Here is a 14,041-nt window from a genome sequence, read left to right as displayed (position 1 = left end):
ACACCCGCCATGCCTCTCACGGAAGCACACTTTGGCGGGTTTTTTGTGCCTGGAGGCCGTGTGTGAGCGACTTCCACAAGCCTGCGCGCAGCATTGAAGAGCAGATCGCAACGCTATGCAGCCGTGGCCTGGCGATACCCGACGAGGCTCGGGTACGTCACTACTTGGCCAACATCAGCTATTTCCGCCTTTCAGCCTACACGCGCCCCTTCTACCAGCCAGGCCTCCAAGAGCACCGCTTCTTGGAGGGCGCCTCTTTCGAGGATGTGCTGCGACTCTATGTCTTCGATCGCGAGCTGCGATTGCTGCTGCTTGATGCCATCGAGCGGCTGGAGGTCGCGCTACGTGACCAGTTGACCAATACCCTGGCCGAGCACCATGGCCCTCACGGCTACCTGGACCCCGGCATCTTTGACACCCGTTACAACCATGGGTGGCTGTTGGAGAAGCTGGAAAACGCGGCCAAGGGGCGGGAGATCGAGACCTTCCTGGCCCACTATCGCAGGAAGTACTGGGCAGCGCCTAATCAACCGCCCATCTGGATGGCCGTGGAGCTGCTGACCTTCAAAGAGGTCTCGACCCTGCTGGCCAGGCTGCGGCTTCCCGAGGATACCCAGCGTATCGAGCGCCATTTCGGCTGGAAACTCCCTGTTCTGCGCTCATGGTTTCGTAGTCTCTCCGACCTGCGCAACGTCTGCGCTCACCATGGCCGGGTCTGGAACCGGGAGTTCGGCAGTCGCCCCGAGATGCCCAGGAAAGCCCCGGCGGATTGGCCTTCCATTCCACCTATGATCGAAACAGGCTCCAGAGAGCATCCGCAGCAGCGTCTCGACCCGCGCCGTCGACTCTATATGCAGCTGGTGGTGATGGAATCGCTGATGCAAGTCGTGTCACCTACCAGCCGTTGGGCCGAGCGTCTCGTGACACTACTCGATCAATACTCCCATGTCTCCAAGCCCCATATGGGGTTTCCGAAAGGCTGGGAACACGAAGCGCTCTGGCGGGACGCCGTGAACAATGCAAGGCCGGAGGTGGATAGATGAGTTTTCCGCAATATCCCGAGCACAAGGACTCCGGTGTCGAATGGCTGGGGGAGGTTCCGGTTCATTGGCAAATCAAGCGCATGCGGTTTATTGCCACGCTCAACCCCTCGAAGTCGGAAGTTCGACACTTGCCGGATACAAGGGAAGTCAGCTTCATTCCGATGGAGGCCGTTGGCGAGGAAGGCTCTCTTGATCTTACACAATCTCGCCCTATTGGCGACGTAATTGATGGGTACACTTACTTCAGCGAAGGCGACGTTACCTTTGCGAAAATCACCCCCTGCTTTGAAAATGGCAAGGGAGCTATCATGCGGGGCCTGCGTGAGGAGGTAGGGTTTGGTACGACTGAACTTACAGTCGCACGTCCAAATGCAACACAGGTAACCGGTCAGTATCTCTACCGGGTAATTTCCTCTCGGCCTTTTAGAGAGCTGGGTGAATCGCATATGTACGGTGCTGGTGGTCAGAAACGAGTACCAGATGATTTCTTGAGAAATTTTGTAAGCGATCCACGAACCCCATCTGTTGGGCCTGAGTCAGACCGGTAGAGTCTCTTTCCAGCGCCAGGGGAGCAGCGTGTCGAGATCGTCATCCTCGCCGAGTGTCGGCAGGGTCTCGAACACGAACTGCAGGTACTCGTAGGGCGAGAGGCCGTTGGCCTTCGCCGTCTCGATCAGGCTGTAGATCGCCGCGCTGGCCCGCGCACCGCTCGGTGTATGGCTGAAGAGCCAGTTCTTTCGGCCGACGACAAAGGGACGAATAGCATTTTCCGCGGCGTTGTTGTCCAGCGGGATCAGGCCGTCATCGAGGAAGCGGGTCAGGCGCTGCCACTGGCCATCCAGGTAGTGCAGCGCCCTGCCCAGTGCGCTTTTCGGCAGCACCTGCGTCAGCGACTTGCCGAGCCAGGTGCGCAGCTGGGTGATCAGGGGGCGACTCTTCTGCTCGCGCAGCGCCCGGCGCGCCTCGGGCTCCAGGGCCCTGGCCTGCTTCTCCACGGCGTAGAGCTTGCGGATCTGGTTGAGCGCCCAGTCGGCCTTGCCGGTCTTGCCCTTGGGCTGCACCTTCTGGGCCTCGACGAACTTGCGACGGGCGTGCGCCCAGCAGCCGGCATGGATGATGCCGTTTTTCCGCACCACCTCGGCATAGCCCTCGTAGCCGTCGGTGACCAGGCGACCGCCATAGTCGCCCAGCAGGCGCACCGGCACCCGACCCGCTCGGCTGGCGTCGTAGTCGAACAGCACCACCTGCTGGCTCGGTGGGCCGCCGCGCTGCAGCCACATGTAGGAGGTGGCGCTCGCCGGCCGGTCGGCTTCGGCGTTGACCTGCAGCGTGGTCTCATCCATGTGGATCAGCGGACTCTGCAGCAGCTGCTGTCGGAGGACCTCAACCAGGGGCATCAGCCGCTCGCCGACCAGCACCATCCAGCGCGCCAGGGTGTTGCGCGGGATCTCGGCACCGTGCCGAGCAAGGATCCGGCTCTGGCGATAGAGCGGCAAGGCGTCCTGGTACTTGGCGGTGGCCACGTAGGCCAGCAAGGTGGCGCTGGCGTTGCTCCTGGGCAGCAGCTTGGCCGGTGCCGGGGCGATCTGCACGCCCTCTTCGCAGGCCGGGCAGCCGTACTTGACGCGTACATGGCGGATCACCTCGACCCGCGCCGGCACGACATGCAGCTCTTCGCTGACCTCCTGGCCGATCTCCTTGAGCTCGGTGCCGTCATCGTGGCAGTGACGGGCATCTTCGGGCAGCTCATGCACGACTTCGACGCGCGGCAACTCAGGAGGCAGAGCCACCCGACCGCCACGGCTGCGGCGCTTGACCGGCTGACGGGGCTCGGTCGGCGCGTCCTCCTCGTCGTCGGTCGCGTCATCCTGAGCGTTGGCGTCTTCCTCGTCGACCGCCGCTTCGGCCTCGTTGATGAGCAGATCCCCCTGCGCGACACGGTATTTTTCGGTGGAGGGGCCAAACTGACGCTCGATGGCCAGGCGGAACTGCTCGAAAAGCGCCGCCTTGGTGGCTTCCCACTGAGCCTCCTTCTTCTCCATCAACTGATGAAGACGCGCGATCTCCTCCTGCTGAGAACGCACTTGGCGCTGCAGCTGAGAGCGGGAATCAGGGGGTGAGAAAGCGTGGGATGTCATCCTGATATTTTACCAAAACGGCCTGCTGACAGCAGCAAAAATGTCAGCCAACCGACTGAAAATCCAAGGCCTTGTGGGGCTGCATGGCACTGAGGTCGTAGCCGTCGAGCAGCCAGTTCAGTTCCTGGCCGGACAGGGAGACGGTGTCGTCCTCCAGCCGGTCGGGCCACTTGAAGCGCTCCCGTTCCAGGCGCTTGTACCAGACCACGAAGCCGTTACGTTCCCAGAACAGCAGCTTCACCTTGTCGCGCTGGCGGTTGCCGAACACGAACACCGCTTCCTCGAAGGGGTTGAGCTCCATGGCCTCCTGAACGAGCAGGGCCAGCCCGTCGATCTGCTTGCGCATATCGACCGGCTCACGGCACAGGTAGACCCGCAGTCCGGTGTCCGGCCGAATCATCGGGCCACCTCCACGGCGACGAAGCGCAGCGGCCGATGGCGAGGTGGCACCGGCACATTCTGCACCACCAGGCGCTTTTCCCACGCCAGCAGTGACGCCAGCTCCAGCCCTTGCTCCGCGGCGTACTCGCTCAGCGACAGGTGCCGAGAGGAAGCATGGAACAGATGGCCCAGCCAGAAGGCCTGTGTCGAGGTCAGGTCAGTCATGGTGTCCTCCTTGGAATCGGGTGACACCAGTCTGACGGACACTATTCAGCGGCAGAAGATGGGGTTTGTGGAGCGCTTACCATTATTGTACTGTTTATTTGCAGGACGTCACACTAGCACGACTTAACACCGACTAACATGGCGCTCAGTGAATCGGCGCGGGCGTGGCGTTCAGCCGTGCGTGTAGACCACTCACCAAAGCTCGGGGCGCTGAAAGGCCGCCACACCGGCAAACGTCGATACGAACAGTGGCTGAACGCGCTTGCATGCGCATTACCATGCGCATAAGCTAAAAGCTCAAGCGTTACTGTAACCGGAGGCTATCATGGCCGAACTCTACAACACAGCTGCACCGAAAAAAGCCGCGAATCTGTCAGTTAACAGCGATTTGCTGCAAAAAACTCGCGCTCTGAACATCAACCTCTCGGCCACTCTGGAGCGAGCATTGCAAGAGGAGTTGGCGAAGCGCGAGGCTGACCAATGGGTTGAAGAAAACCGGGCAGCGATCAAAAGCTACAATGAGTTCGTCGAACAGCATGGCTGTTTCGGGGATAAATTTCGGGAGTTTTGATGGCTCAGTTCGACGTTTATCCGAACCCCAGCCGAACCAGCAAGGCGTATTACCCATACCTGGTGGATGTTCAAAGCCCTCTGCTGAGAGAGCTCGCAACGCGTATCGTCATCCCTTTGGGTAAACGCTTCGCCTTTGGCAGCCAAGCCATGCAAGGCCTCACACCGGAAATCACCTTCGCCGATCAAGAACTACTATTGCTAACACCGCAAATTTCCTCAGTCCCTGGAAAGCATCTCAAGAACCCGGTTGGCTCCCTCTCCCATTTCACAGACCAGATTGTTGGAGCTCTAGATTTCGCTATCACTGGTATTTAACGCCAGCCATAAGCGGCGCCCTGACAAGGGCGTCCGATGGAGGGCCGAAGGCCCGGAACAAACTTAATGGCCTTGTTAGGGCTTTCGGATCGGGATAGCATAACTGTATCGTCATTCGCGGAGGCACCATGACCACCGAAGCATTTAATCACTTACGCTCCCAGATTTCGACGCTCTCCGAGTCAGAACGTGCAGCGCTGGCTCGCGAGCTTATAATGAGCTTGGACGGCCCCCGTGACGACTCTGTTGAAAAAGCTTGGAACGATGAAATTGTTCGCCGTGTGTCCAAGGTTCAAAGCGGAAAGGCCACGCTGCTTAGCCGCGAAGAATTCCGAACGAAGATGCGAGCGAGGATAGGCCAGTAACGTTGCGAATAGTAAGGATACTGGAAGAAGCCTCGCAGGAAGCGATAGAAGCCGCAGCGTGGTACGAATCAGAGCAAGCTGGACTCGGAGCCGAGTTCTCCGCTGCTGTTGACGCTGCCATCGATGTTATTGAAGAAAACTTCATCCCCTTATCACCCCTCCCCAAAGAAGCCGGCGACACTGGTGCAAAACGACTGATTCTCGAACGTTTCCCCTACGATATCGTCGCAATCGAATTGCCGGAAGAAGCCGTCGTAATCGCTGTCGCTCACCACTCCCGAAAACCTGGCTATTGGCAGGAGCGCAGTCAGCCCTAACAGGTGATTAGATAGCGCGCTCGTATAAGAATCTTGAACGAGCGCGCGCATTCAAGATTCTTATACTGCGCACCCAACCCTCTGATTTCCAATGACCATGCACTTCATCTCGCTATATAGCACCAATAACCGCGCATGCTTCTTTTGTCGGCACAGTCGGGTTGGTCGCCACCGCTCTCCCCACTCTCCCGCATACCATTTCGACCACGCTACCGCCAGGGTGAGGGACTATAAACCTCACCGCCTCGCCCATTGTTTATGTCATCAAGCCCTTAAGAAGATGTTTACAAAAACAATAGGTGATTGAGACGATGGGGCCTTACCTTCAGGGGAGAGGAATCCATGTCGAAAGGCGGTCGACCCAGGAAGGTCGGTGACGCGGAGAAGCGCCTGTTACGCCAGTTAGTTGAGGAGATGCCGCTTGCCACGCTGGACGAGATCACCGAGGCCTTTTGCACGCGTACGGGCCTCTCTGTGCACCACATGACCGTACGCAGGCGCTTGGACGAGATGGGCATTCGACGTGAACAGGCGACGCTGCCACCCCCTCAAGGTGAGTTGGAACAGCGTTATGGCTATCGGCCGGCCCACCGTCGGCAACAGCCAGGACAGCGCTACCCCAGCTCGCTCACCGACGAGGAGTGGCGCCTCGTGGCCGACATTTTCGAGAGTGATGGCGATCGTGGCACACCGCCTCGCTATCCTCGTCGCCTGTTGGTCGATGCATGTTGCTACGTGGTCCGCAGTGGATGCTCGTGGCGAATGCTGCCCAAGGACTTTCCCGCCTGGCAGAACGTGTACCGGACGTTTCGCCGATGGAGCCAACAGGGCAAGTTCGAGCAGATGCACGACCGGTTACGCATTCAATGGCGGGAGCGTGAGGGGCGTACTCAAATGCCTAGCGCGGCTGTTCTGGATGCCCAGTCGACGCGGAGTTCGCCGCAAGGTGGGACGAGTGGCTACGATGCCGGGAAGAAGGTCAAAGGCCGCAAGCGCCATGTCCTGGTCGACACCCTGGGGCTGATACTTGCCGTAAGCGTGACGGCCGCCAGCGTACAAGACCGTGACGGCGCACATCCTGTGATGGCCAATGGCATGGAAAAATATGCCTGAATATCAAAGGTTTTTGTTGATGCGGGCTATGCAGGGCGCTGTGCGCAGACAATCCGCCAGCGGCACGACATTGCGGTCGAGGTCGTGCACCATCCCGCCAACGCCAATGTGGGCCGTTGGTGCACACCGGGCCAGGGAGACCTGTTCATGCGCCAGCCAGATGCCAACGGCTTCTGGGTGCTCCCGAAACGCTGGGTCGTCGAGCGCACTCATGCCTGGATCGAAAAGGCTCGGCGGCTGGTGATGCATCACGACCGGCGTGTCGACGTTTCTGAGGCTTGGGTCTGGCTGGCAGCGGGTCGTCAGTTGCTTAACCGATTAACTCGCCTGTCTTGATAATTTGTAAACACCCTCTCAAAACTCCCTGCCGAGTAGGGCTTCATCGAACGGATAGCGCGAGAGCTTCTCGATGCCGGTGTCGGTGACCAGCACCTCCTCCTCGAGCTTGACGCCGTCGGCGGCGCTGACCTCGCCGATGTAGCTCTCCACCGAGACCACCATGCCGGGTTCGAGCACGCCGTCCTTGGAGAAACGGTCGAAATCCATGTGGTGGGCGACCAGCGGCGTCTCGCCGTGCATGCCCACGCCGTGGATGATCGACGGGTAGCGACGGTCGAGAAAGCGCTCGGGAATCTTCCAGGCGTTTTCGGCGATCTCGCGGTAGCTCATGCCCGGCTTGAGGATCTGCATGTTGTGATGGACCTGCTCGTAGGCCATCCGGTAGAGGCTCTGCTGGTAGCCGCTGGGGCGGCCCGGGCCGACGTGGAAGGTGCGCGAGAAGTCCGAATAGTAGCCGTGGCAGCCGATGGTATCGGTATCCAGCGCCACCAGTTCGCCGGCGCGGATGACCCGGTCGCTGGCTTCGTTGAACCAAGGGTTGGTGCGCGGGCCCGAGGAGAGCAGGCGGGTCTCGATGAACTCGCCGCCCTGCTGGATGACGTTGCCGTAGAGCGTGGCGAACAGGTCGTTTTCGCGCACGCCGGGCTTGATTGCCGCTTCGACTTCGGCGACCGCGGCCTCGCAACCCGCCATCGACTGCGCCAGGCAGGCGATTTCCTCGGGGGTCTTGATGCGCCGGCAATGCAGAGTGTCCTGCATGCAATCGAACACCTCGAGCCCCTGGGCCTCCAGCGAGCGGGCCAGGTTCAGCGCGCAGCGGTCCAGGCCGATCTTCTTGTTGCCCTTGCCGTGCGCTTCCATCAGCTCGGCGATCTCGATGCCGAACGGGTCCGAAGACAGGTTGTCGCGCTGGTTGACCGCCGACCACACCACCTTGGAGGTGCGCGCCTCGTCGATGGTCTCGAGCCAGGTCGAGACGTGGGCGCTGCCCGGGTATTCGAAGAGGATCACCGGCCCCTCGAGCGGCACGTAGATGTAGCGCGTCGAGTTGCGCAGGAAGTAGCCGAACATGTTGCGCGAGCCGGTGGCGTAGCGCTGGTTGTAGGGGTCGAACAGCACCAGCGCGGCATAGCCCTGCTCGGCCATCATCGCGCGCAGGCGCGCCAGGCGCCCACCGCGCAGTTGCAGCGGATCGAAGGCGGTGGGGATGCTGTCGGTATTGGCCATCGGCGCCGAGGGGACGACCGGGATGGACGACGGCTCGCTGTCGCTGAGCCGGGCGGATTCGATACGGTTCATGGCAATCCTTTTGGGCAAAAGCAGCGCCCGGCGAGGGACCGCCGGGCGTCGAAACAGGGGCCTGCGTTCAGTCAGCGAGATTGTCGCTGCGCTGGGTCCGGCCCTCGTCGAGCATGCGCTCATGCACCGGCGCCATGCGCCCGAAGATGCGCTGGGCGCGCTCGGGGCGGCCGACGAAGCCCGGCTCCTTGGCATAGGCGAAGATCACCGTGTGCCGCTCGCGGGTGCCCTCGACCGGGGTCACGCGATGCAGCGAGTAACGGCCGAAGAACACCTGCAGGTCGCCCGGCTGCAGGTCCAGCGTCTTCAGGCGGCTGCGGTCGCCGTCCAGCACCGACTGAACCGCCTCGAAGTTCTCCCCCTCGGGGCTGCGGATACCCGGCGCGTACTCGAACCGGCCACCACCCTCGGACTGGCGCGTCATCATGGTGACGATGAATTCGTTGGTGTCGTAGTGCCAGGGGTGCTGGCAGCCTTCGCGCAGCACGTTGACGACCAGATCCGCCAGCGGGTCGGCGTATTCATGAATCGTCTCGATGCCCACCACCGCGGCGATGAAGCGCTGAAAATCCGGATGCTGGTAGACCTGGCGGATGATGGTGTCACGATCGATCCGGTCCCCGGCGACGAAGCCGTTGGTGCGGTCGCCGAAGCGGTTCTTGGGGTGTGAGGCCGGCAGGCCGGGATCGCCGTCGGAGTTGTAGGGATTGGTTTCGTTCTGGTTGTAATGCGCCGCCGGCGAGAGCCGTTCGGTCTCGCGCTCGAGGCGGTCGAGCGCCTGGTCCGGCACGAAGCGCGGCAGCACGACGCAGCCGTCGTCGGCCAGTTGTTCACGACAACGCTCGATCAGCGCTTGCCCGGCGGAACTCGAAAGATCGGTCAGCGGGTAGCGCGCCAGATCGACGAGGCCCTCCAACGAGGGACTGTCCGGCCGGGTGTCGGCGGTAGCGTGCATGCGATGTCTCCTGGTCGCGATCTTGACACCGTGTCAGCCTAGGGCGTGAAATCTGATAATAGAAATGAATGATTCAGATACGATCAATTTCAGGGGCTCATAGACGATGGATACGGACCTGCTGCGTGCCTTCGTGGCCGTCGCCGAATGTGAAGGCTTCAGCGCCGCCGGCAAGATTCTCTGTCGTACCCAGTCGGCGGTCAGCCTGCAGATCAAGCGGCTCGAGGATCGCATGGGCGAGTCGCTGTTCGAGCGCACCAGCCGCAGCGTGCTGCTCACCCCGTCGGGCGAAAGGCTGCTGCCCTACGCCCGGCAGATATTGAAGTTGCAGGACGACGCCCAGCGCATGATGGGGGCCGACAATCGGCGTGAACTGATCAGGTTGGGCATTTCCGAGGAGCAGGCGAGCGCCTATCTACCCAGCCTGCTACCGCGCTTCGCCGATTCCCATTCGCCCGTGCATATCGAGATCTATTGCGATATCAGCGCCAACCTGATTGCTCGCTTCCAGGAGGGGCTGCTGGACATCGTCCTGGCGGTGCGGCATGGACCCACGCACACCGGGGAATTGCTGGGCCGCGAGCCGATGGTCTGGGTCATCGCCGATGACACCGACCCCGCCGACTGGCAGCGCCTGCCGCTGGCCCTGAACCCCGAGGGGTGTATCTTTCGCGCCCATGCCCTGGCGGCGCTGGGAAGAGACGAACGACAGTGGGACGTGCGCTACATCAGTCAATCGCCGACCGGCATCAACGTCGCGGTACAGAGCGGCCTGGCCATGACCGTCAAGACACCACGTAGCGTACCCGCCGGCTGCCGGATCATCGGCGATGATGAAGGGCTGCCCGACCTGGGGTATATCGAAATCGAACTTCATCGAAGCCCCGGTCACATGAGCGAAGCGTTCGATAGTTTCTGTACGGACCTGGCGGCCACTGTGACCGGGATGCAAAGCGTGGAGAGTGTGGATTTGGAGATATTGCCCAAGCGGGGTGGGCGGTTTGCTCCTCCACCCCCCACATCTTGTGGTCACCAGTCATAGCCATGGGTCACCTGCGCTTGCGTCACAGGCCCGGTGACAACGGCTTGTTCGAGCAGCCGACGGAATACGAGGCTGCGGCTGGCCTCAAACCAAGTGGTCAGCGGCGTCCGCGTCTTGTCCAGGAGGGTTCCAGCGGTCACTGTTCCCTGATGGCGGCAGGACGAGCACACGAGGCACCCCACGAGTGCTGCCATGGCGACGCAGCAGTCCCGCACGCCGGGCAGACAAAGCCACTGGGCCAACGCAATTGGCCCAACCACGCAGCGCAGGCCGCACCGTCAGGATACATCTCAACGAACTCACGGTACGTGCGTGGATAGTCACGGCCGGCCACCAATCCGCTCAGGGCGGTATCACCGAATGAAGAGTCCACCACTACATACTGCAAAAGGAGCAAACCGTCCACCCCGCAACGCGAAAAACCCCGTCCTTTAGTTTCTGAGCTGCCTGGGCGGCAGCGAACTGCCACCTAAACAGCGTGCGGAGCTTCTTGGTTTTCTGAGCTGCCTGGGCGGCAGCGAACGCGGCGGCTCGCGCATGACGACGACGGGGTGATTTCTGAGCTGCCTGGGCGGCAGCGAACCAAGAACCGGCAGCGCATGAGCTTTGCAATGTTTTCTGAGCTGCCTGGGCGGCAGCGAACGATGGCCTCGCGAATGCGGCCGTCGTAGATCATTTCTGAGCTGCCTGGGCGGCAGCGAACGACGACCTGGATTGGTACGACCGGGTCGTCAATTTCTGAGCTGCCTGGGCGGCAGCGAACCGTGCCCAGCGTGTCGTTGATCTTTTTGCGAATTTCTGAGCTGCCTGGGCGGCAGCGAACGAGGTTGTGGATAACTGGCGTTGTGCGCTGGCTTTCTGAGCTGCCTGGGCGGCAGCGAACACGCCGTCTCTGGCGTTGGCGTGCAGCTGGTTTTTCTGAGCTGCCTGGGCGGCAGCGAACGCGCCTTGCAATAGTGACTCGAGGCGTGACGTTTTCTGAGCTGCCTGGGCGGCAGCGAACATACTCGCAGCACGTATTAAGCAGACGCTCAGTTTCTGAGCTGCCTGGGCGGCAGCGAACAGAATGCCTGGAAAGCACCAACGAGCGTGTCAATTTCTGAGCTGCCTGGGCGGCAGCGAACAAGGAGAGCGGGGCCCTGGCAGCGCTGCAGCATTTCTGAGCTGCCTGGGCGGCAGCGAACTTACTTCACCTTTGCCTTAATGTTGTCCATCATTTCTGAGCTGCCTGGGCGGCAGCGAACGCGAGCTTTCTGCTCAGCCTGCTCACGGATCTTTTCTGAGCTGCCTGGGCGGCAGCGAACAAGTCGCCCTTGATCTCGTTGCGCTCGCTGTATTTCTGAGCTGCCTGGGCGGCAGCGAACGGGTCACGGACCGTTGAGCTCGCCAATGGCGATTTCTGAGCTGCCTGGGCGGCAGCGAACCTGCAAACGAAAGCGCCCCGGCACAATGGCCATTTCTGAGCTGCCTGGGCGGCAGCGAACGCCAACAGCCGCCCCAACAGGGCCAGCGCGACTTTCTGAGCTGCCTGGGCGGCAGCGAACGTGGGTACCGATCCCGGGACTACGCAATACCATTTCTGAGCTGCCTGGGCGGCAGCGAACTCGGGATCGAGTGATTCGGCGGTCGCGTAGCATTTCTGAGCTGCCTGGGCGGCAGCGAACCGGATGGTTGCAATGCAGCACCAAGCGTTACATTTCTGAGCTGCCTGGGCGGCAGCGAACGAGCGTCCAAAATCGCAATGCTCGTGCTATTTTTTCTGAGCTGCCTGGGCGGCAGCGAACGTGAACTGCTGCTGATCGTTCTGGCGCTCCATTTTCTGAGCTGCCTGGGCGGCAGCGAACGTCGGCAGGGTCTCGCCGGCATCGGTTCGCTGTTTCTGAGCTGCCTGGGCGGCAGCGAACCAGCAAGGGTGGAGAGCGTGCCCATCGGGATATTTCTGAGCTGCCTGGGCGGCAGCGAACTGCCAGGGTGTCGGCACGCCCCGCCGCCTCTTTTTCTGAGCTGCCTGGGCGGCAGCGAACGGGGCTGTCGACGGTGACGTCGGGCGCGGTGATTTCTGAGCTGCCTGGGCGGCAGCGAACGGTGGCCGGATCCTCGATGATCGTCTCGACCTTTTCTGAGCTGCCTGGGCGGCAGCGAACGTCTCGAAGCGGGTGCGGGGCGAGACCGACTATTTCTGAGCTGCCTGGGCGGCAGCGAACCTATGCGAAGACTGCTTGTTCATGCGGCTCATTTTCTGAGCTGCCTGGGCGGCAGCGAACTGGTAGATGTCTTAGTACTCTGAGATTAACTCATTTCTGAGCTGCCTGGGCGGCAGCGAACCCGAGGGGAACGGGAGCGCGGGAACGCAACCGTTTCTGAGCTGCCTGGGCGGCAGCGAACGGCGCTGTGCCGCTTCATCGCCCGGGAGTACTTTTCTGAGCTGCCTGGGCGGCAGCGAACGCTTTCTCGACGAAGCCTAGCTCGGTCGTCGTTTTCTGAGCTGCCTGGGCGGCAGCGAACACGATCCGCTTCGTCATGCAGGTGTCAGACACTTTCTGAGCTGCCTGGGCGGCAGCGAACTCCCAAGCAGACAGCGGCCGCGTCCGGCTACTTTTCTGAGCTGCCTGGGCGGCAGCGAACGCTCGTAGACGGTGGTGAGTCGCCCTGTTCGCTTTCTGAGCTGCCTGGGCGGCAGCGAACCCGATGGTGGTGAGGGTGTCTTTCAGCGTGCCTTTCTGAGCTGCCTGGGCGGCAGCGAACCAAAGGCGACGGCGGTACCGGTCACGGATGCTTTTCTGAGCTGCCTGGGCGGCAGCGAACCTGATCGCGCCCCAGTTCTTGTAGATCAGGTATTTCTGAGCTGCCTGGGCGGCAGCGAACTAGATCGCTTTTATGTGACTAGATGCCGCGTTTTTCTGAGCTGCCTGGGCGGCAGCGAACTGTGAAATCCGCGCAGTCGGCGGGGGTCCAGTTTTCTGAGCTGCCTGGGCGGCAGCGAACGCTGTCGCGGCCCAGGCCATCGGCTTGCACCAGTTTCTGAGCTGCCTGGGCGGCAGCGAACGCCGTCAGTACATCGCCGACGCGGCCCATCTCTTTCTGAGCTGCCTGGGCGGCAGCGAACCAGCCCGGCCGGGTTGAGCGAAAGCAGGGTGATTTCTGAGCTGCCTGGGCGGCAGCTAACATGCTGGGCAACGTGGGTATTCAGGGTAGCCATTTCTGAGCTGCCTGGGCGGCAGCGAACCAGATAGCGCCAATAGGGGCGCACCTTGAGCATTTCTGAGCTGCCTGGGCGGCAGCGAACACTGGGCGTCACGCCTCGCTACCTGCGAATGGTTTTCTGAGCTGCCTGGGCGGCAGCGAACAAAGCGGCACGATTCAGCGATGCCCACGGCCATTTCTGAGCTGCCTGGGCGGCAGCGAACTGCTGCTGGCCGTCTATCTAATGAAGTAAGGGTTTCTGAGCTGCCTGGGCGGCAGCGAACTGGTTTCCACAATCACCAGCGCAATCGTGATTTTTCTGAGCTGCCTGGGCGGCAGCGAACCGGTGAAGCGAAGAAATCGGCCATCGTTGCGCTTTCTGAGCTGCCTGGGCGGCAGCGAACCGCGCCGAGGACGCCGAGCGCGCCCGCCAGGATTTCTGAGCTGCCTGGGCGGCAGCGAACAGGAGATGGCCGGAACGGTACCGGCATCCTGATTTCTGAGCTGCCTGGGCGGCAGCGAACAGATAGCGCAGGGTTTCGAGCTGCTCGGCGGTTTTCTGAGCTGCCTGGGCGGCAGCGAACCAACGATGCACGCCTGGCGCTCGCCCATGCCATTTCTGAGCTGCCTGGGCGGCAGCGAACGTGCTGGCCTCGGGCACGCCGTAGAAGGTGATTTTCTGAGCTGCCTGGGCGGCAGCGAACACCCGACCATCGAGGCCGCGGCGTCTTATGCCTTTCTGAGCTGCCTGGG

12 protein-coding genes, 2 pseudogenes and 1 CRISPR repeat array (1 of these 15 only partly in view) are annotated in these 14,041 nt (G+C 61.6%); of the genes and pseudogenes, 8 read left to right on the top strand and 6 right to left on the bottom strand.

From position 1 onward, the window contains the following. Nucleotides 1-62 precede the first annotated feature (62 nt). Both HALZIN_RS0115955 and HALZIN_RS17725 read left to right on the top strand, forming a co-directional pair. On the top strand, nucleotides 63-1,043 hold the full coding sequence (locus HALZIN_RS0115955; protein WP_035575407.1) for an Abi family protein: 981 nt from the start codon (nucleotides 63-65) through the stop codon (nucleotides 1,041-1,043). After that, a complete protein-coding gene (locus HALZIN_RS17725) occupies nucleotides 1,040-1,591 on the top strand; it encodes a restriction endonuclease subunit S (protein ID WP_201448209.1) in 552 nt (183 codons plus the stop codon). Before HALZIN_RS0115955 ends, HALZIN_RS17725 begins: the two co-directional genes overlap by 4 nt. Here HALZIN_RS17725 and tnpC read toward each other — a convergent pair. Genes tnpC through HALZIN_RS0115940 form a run of 3 tightly spaced genes read right to left on the bottom strand, consistent with a single transcriptional unit; the run spans nucleotide 1,580 to nucleotide 3,787 of the window. Beyond that, the gene (gene tnpC / locus HALZIN_RS0115950; RefSeq protein WP_031382456.1) at nucleotides 1,580-3,181 is read right to left on the bottom strand and encodes an IS66 family transposase; all 1,602 of its coding nucleotides are present in this window, start codon (nucleotides 3,179-3,181) and stop codon (nucleotides 1,580-1,582) included. The genes HALZIN_RS17725 and tnpC overlap by 12 nt on opposite strands. A gap of 43 nt (nucleotides 3,182-3,224) precedes the next feature. After that, entirely contained in the window at nucleotides 3,225-3,581 is a 357-nt protein-coding gene (gene tnpB / locus HALZIN_RS0115945) for an IS66 family insertion sequence element accessory protein TnpB (protein WP_031382455.1), read from the bottom strand. After that, nucleotides 3,578-3,787 (bottom strand): hypothetical protein, encoded by a 210-nt coding sequence (locus HALZIN_RS0115940; RefSeq protein ID WP_031382454.1) that lies wholly within the window; start codon nucleotides 3,785-3,787, stop codon nucleotides 3,578-3,580. Before HALZIN_RS0115940 ends, tnpB begins: the two co-directional genes overlap by 4 nt. A gap of 325 nt (nucleotides 3,788-4,112) precedes the next feature. Here HALZIN_RS0115940 and HALZIN_RS0115935 point away from each other — a divergent pair, with 325 nt between their 5' ends. The 5 genes and pseudogenes from HALZIN_RS0115935 to HALZIN_RS18505 all read left to right on the top strand — a co-directional run bounded on the left by HALZIN_RS0115935 (nucleotide 4,113) and on the right by HALZIN_RS18505 (nucleotide 6,806). After that, nucleotides 4,113-4,358: a type II toxin-antitoxin system CcdA family antitoxin gene (locus HALZIN_RS0115935; RefSeq protein ID WP_031385175.1), complete on the top strand. Its 246-nt coding sequence runs from the start codon at nucleotides 4,113-4,115 to the stop codon at nucleotides 4,356-4,358. Beyond that, the gene (locus HALZIN_RS0115930; protein ID WP_031385174.1) at nucleotides 4,358-4,675 is read left to right on the top strand and encodes a CcdB family protein; all 318 of its coding nucleotides are present in this window, start codon (nucleotides 4,358-4,360) and stop codon (nucleotides 4,673-4,675) included. Before HALZIN_RS0115935 ends, HALZIN_RS0115930 begins: the two co-directional genes overlap by 1 nt. A 128-nt stretch (nucleotides 4,676-4,803) precedes the next feature. After that, the gene (locus tag HALZIN_RS0115925; RefSeq protein WP_031385173.1) at nucleotides 4,804-5,040 is read left to right on the top strand and encodes an addiction module protein; all 237 of its coding nucleotides are present in this window, start codon (nucleotides 4,804-4,806) and stop codon (nucleotides 5,038-5,040) included. Between the two features lie 2 nt (nucleotides 5,041-5,042). After that, nucleotides 5,043-5,357 (top strand): hypothetical protein, encoded by a 315-nt coding sequence (locus HALZIN_RS17720; RefSeq protein WP_084173638.1) that lies wholly within the window; start codon nucleotides 5,043-5,045, stop codon nucleotides 5,355-5,357. 342 nt (nucleotides 5,358-5,699) lie between these two features. Then, a pseudogene (locus HALZIN_RS18505) lies at nucleotides 5,700-6,806 on the top strand (IS5 family transposase). An 18-nt stretch (nucleotides 6,807-6,824) separates the two neighbouring features. Here the strand turns inward: HALZIN_RS18505 and HALZIN_RS0115910 are convergent. Both HALZIN_RS0115910 and HALZIN_RS0115905 read right to left on the bottom strand, forming a co-directional pair. Beyond that, nucleotides 6,825-8,108 carry a M24 family metallopeptidase gene (locus tag HALZIN_RS0115910; RefSeq protein WP_031385171.1) on the bottom strand — a complete coding sequence of 428 codons (1,284 nt, stop codon included), beginning with the start codon at nucleotides 8,106-8,108 and terminating at the stop codon, nucleotides 6,825-6,827. 67 nt (nucleotides 8,109-8,175) lie between these two features. Next, nucleotides 8,176-9,063 (bottom strand): HalD/BesD family halogenase, encoded by an 888-nt coding sequence (locus HALZIN_RS0115905; RefSeq protein WP_031385170.1) that lies wholly within the window; start codon nucleotides 9,061-9,063, stop codon nucleotides 8,176-8,178. Between the two features lie 106 nt (nucleotides 9,064-9,169). Here HALZIN_RS0115905 and HALZIN_RS0115900 point away from each other — a divergent pair, with 106 nt between their 5' ends. Further along, on the top strand, nucleotides 9,170-10,105 hold the full coding sequence (locus HALZIN_RS0115900) for a LysR family transcriptional regulator (protein WP_051907569.1): 936 nt from the start codon (nucleotides 9,170-9,172) through the stop codon (nucleotides 10,103-10,105). Between the two features lie 77 nt (nucleotides 10,106-10,182). On the opposite strand, the pseudogene HALZIN_RS17715 reads toward HALZIN_RS0115900, so the two are convergent. Continuing rightward, nucleotides 10,183-10,481, bottom strand: a pseudogene (locus HALZIN_RS17715) (transposase); the annotation flags it as partial. Between the two features lie 59 nt (nucleotides 10,482-10,540). Further along, nucleotides 10,541-14,041: a CRISPR direct-repeat array (repeat unit 28 nt; unit sequence TTTCTGAGCTGCCTGGGCGGCAGCGAAC) (it continues 2,114 nt past the right edge of the window).

The organism is Halomonas zincidurans B6 (assembly GCF_000731955.1).
Classification (GTDB): domain Bacteria; phylum Pseudomonadota; class Gammaproteobacteria; order Pseudomonadales; family Halomonadaceae; genus Modicisalibacter; species Modicisalibacter zincidurans.
This window is presented reverse-complemented; position numbering and strand designations above follow the sequence as displayed.

Bases quoted from the DNA above. Each gene is read 5' to 3' on its own strand.
- HALZIN_RS0115935 (WP_031385175.1), top strand. From the start codon at position 4,113: ATGGCCGAACTCTACAACACAGCTGCACCGAAAAAAGCCGCGAATCTG.
- HALZIN_RS0115925 (WP_031385173.1), top strand. From the start codon at position 4,804: ATGACCACCGAAGCATTTAATCACTTACGCTCCCAGATTTCGACGCTC.
- HALZIN_RS0115905 (WP_031385170.1), bottom strand. From the start codon at position 9,063: ATGCACGCTACCGCCGACACCCGGCCGGACAGTCCCTCGTTGGAGGGC.
- tnpB (WP_031382455.1), bottom strand. From the start codon at position 3,581: ATGATTCGGCCGGACACCGGACTGCGGGTCTACCTGTGCCGTGAGCCG.
- tnpC (WP_031382456.1), bottom strand. From the start codon at position 3,181: ATGACATCCCACGCTTTCTCACCCCCTGATTCCCGCTCTCAGCTGCAG.
- HALZIN_RS17725 (WP_201448209.1), top strand. From the start codon at position 1,040: ATGAGTTTTCCGCAATATCCCGAGCACAAGGACTCCGGTGTCGAATGG.
- HALZIN_RS0115900 (WP_051907569.1), top strand. From the start codon at position 9,170: ATGGATACGGACCTGCTGCGTGCCTTCGTGGCCGTCGCCGAATGTGAA.
- HALZIN_RS0115930 (WP_031385174.1), top strand. From the start codon at position 4,358: ATGGCTCAGTTCGACGTTTATCCGAACCCCAGCCGAACCAGCAAGGCG.
- HALZIN_RS0115940 (WP_031382454.1), bottom strand. From the start codon at position 3,787: ATGACTGACCTGACCTCGACACAGGCCTTCTGGCTGGGCCATCTGTTC.
- HALZIN_RS0115910 (WP_031385171.1), bottom strand. From the start codon at position 8,108: ATGAACCGTATCGAATCCGCCCGGCTCAGCGACAGCGAGCCGTCGTCC.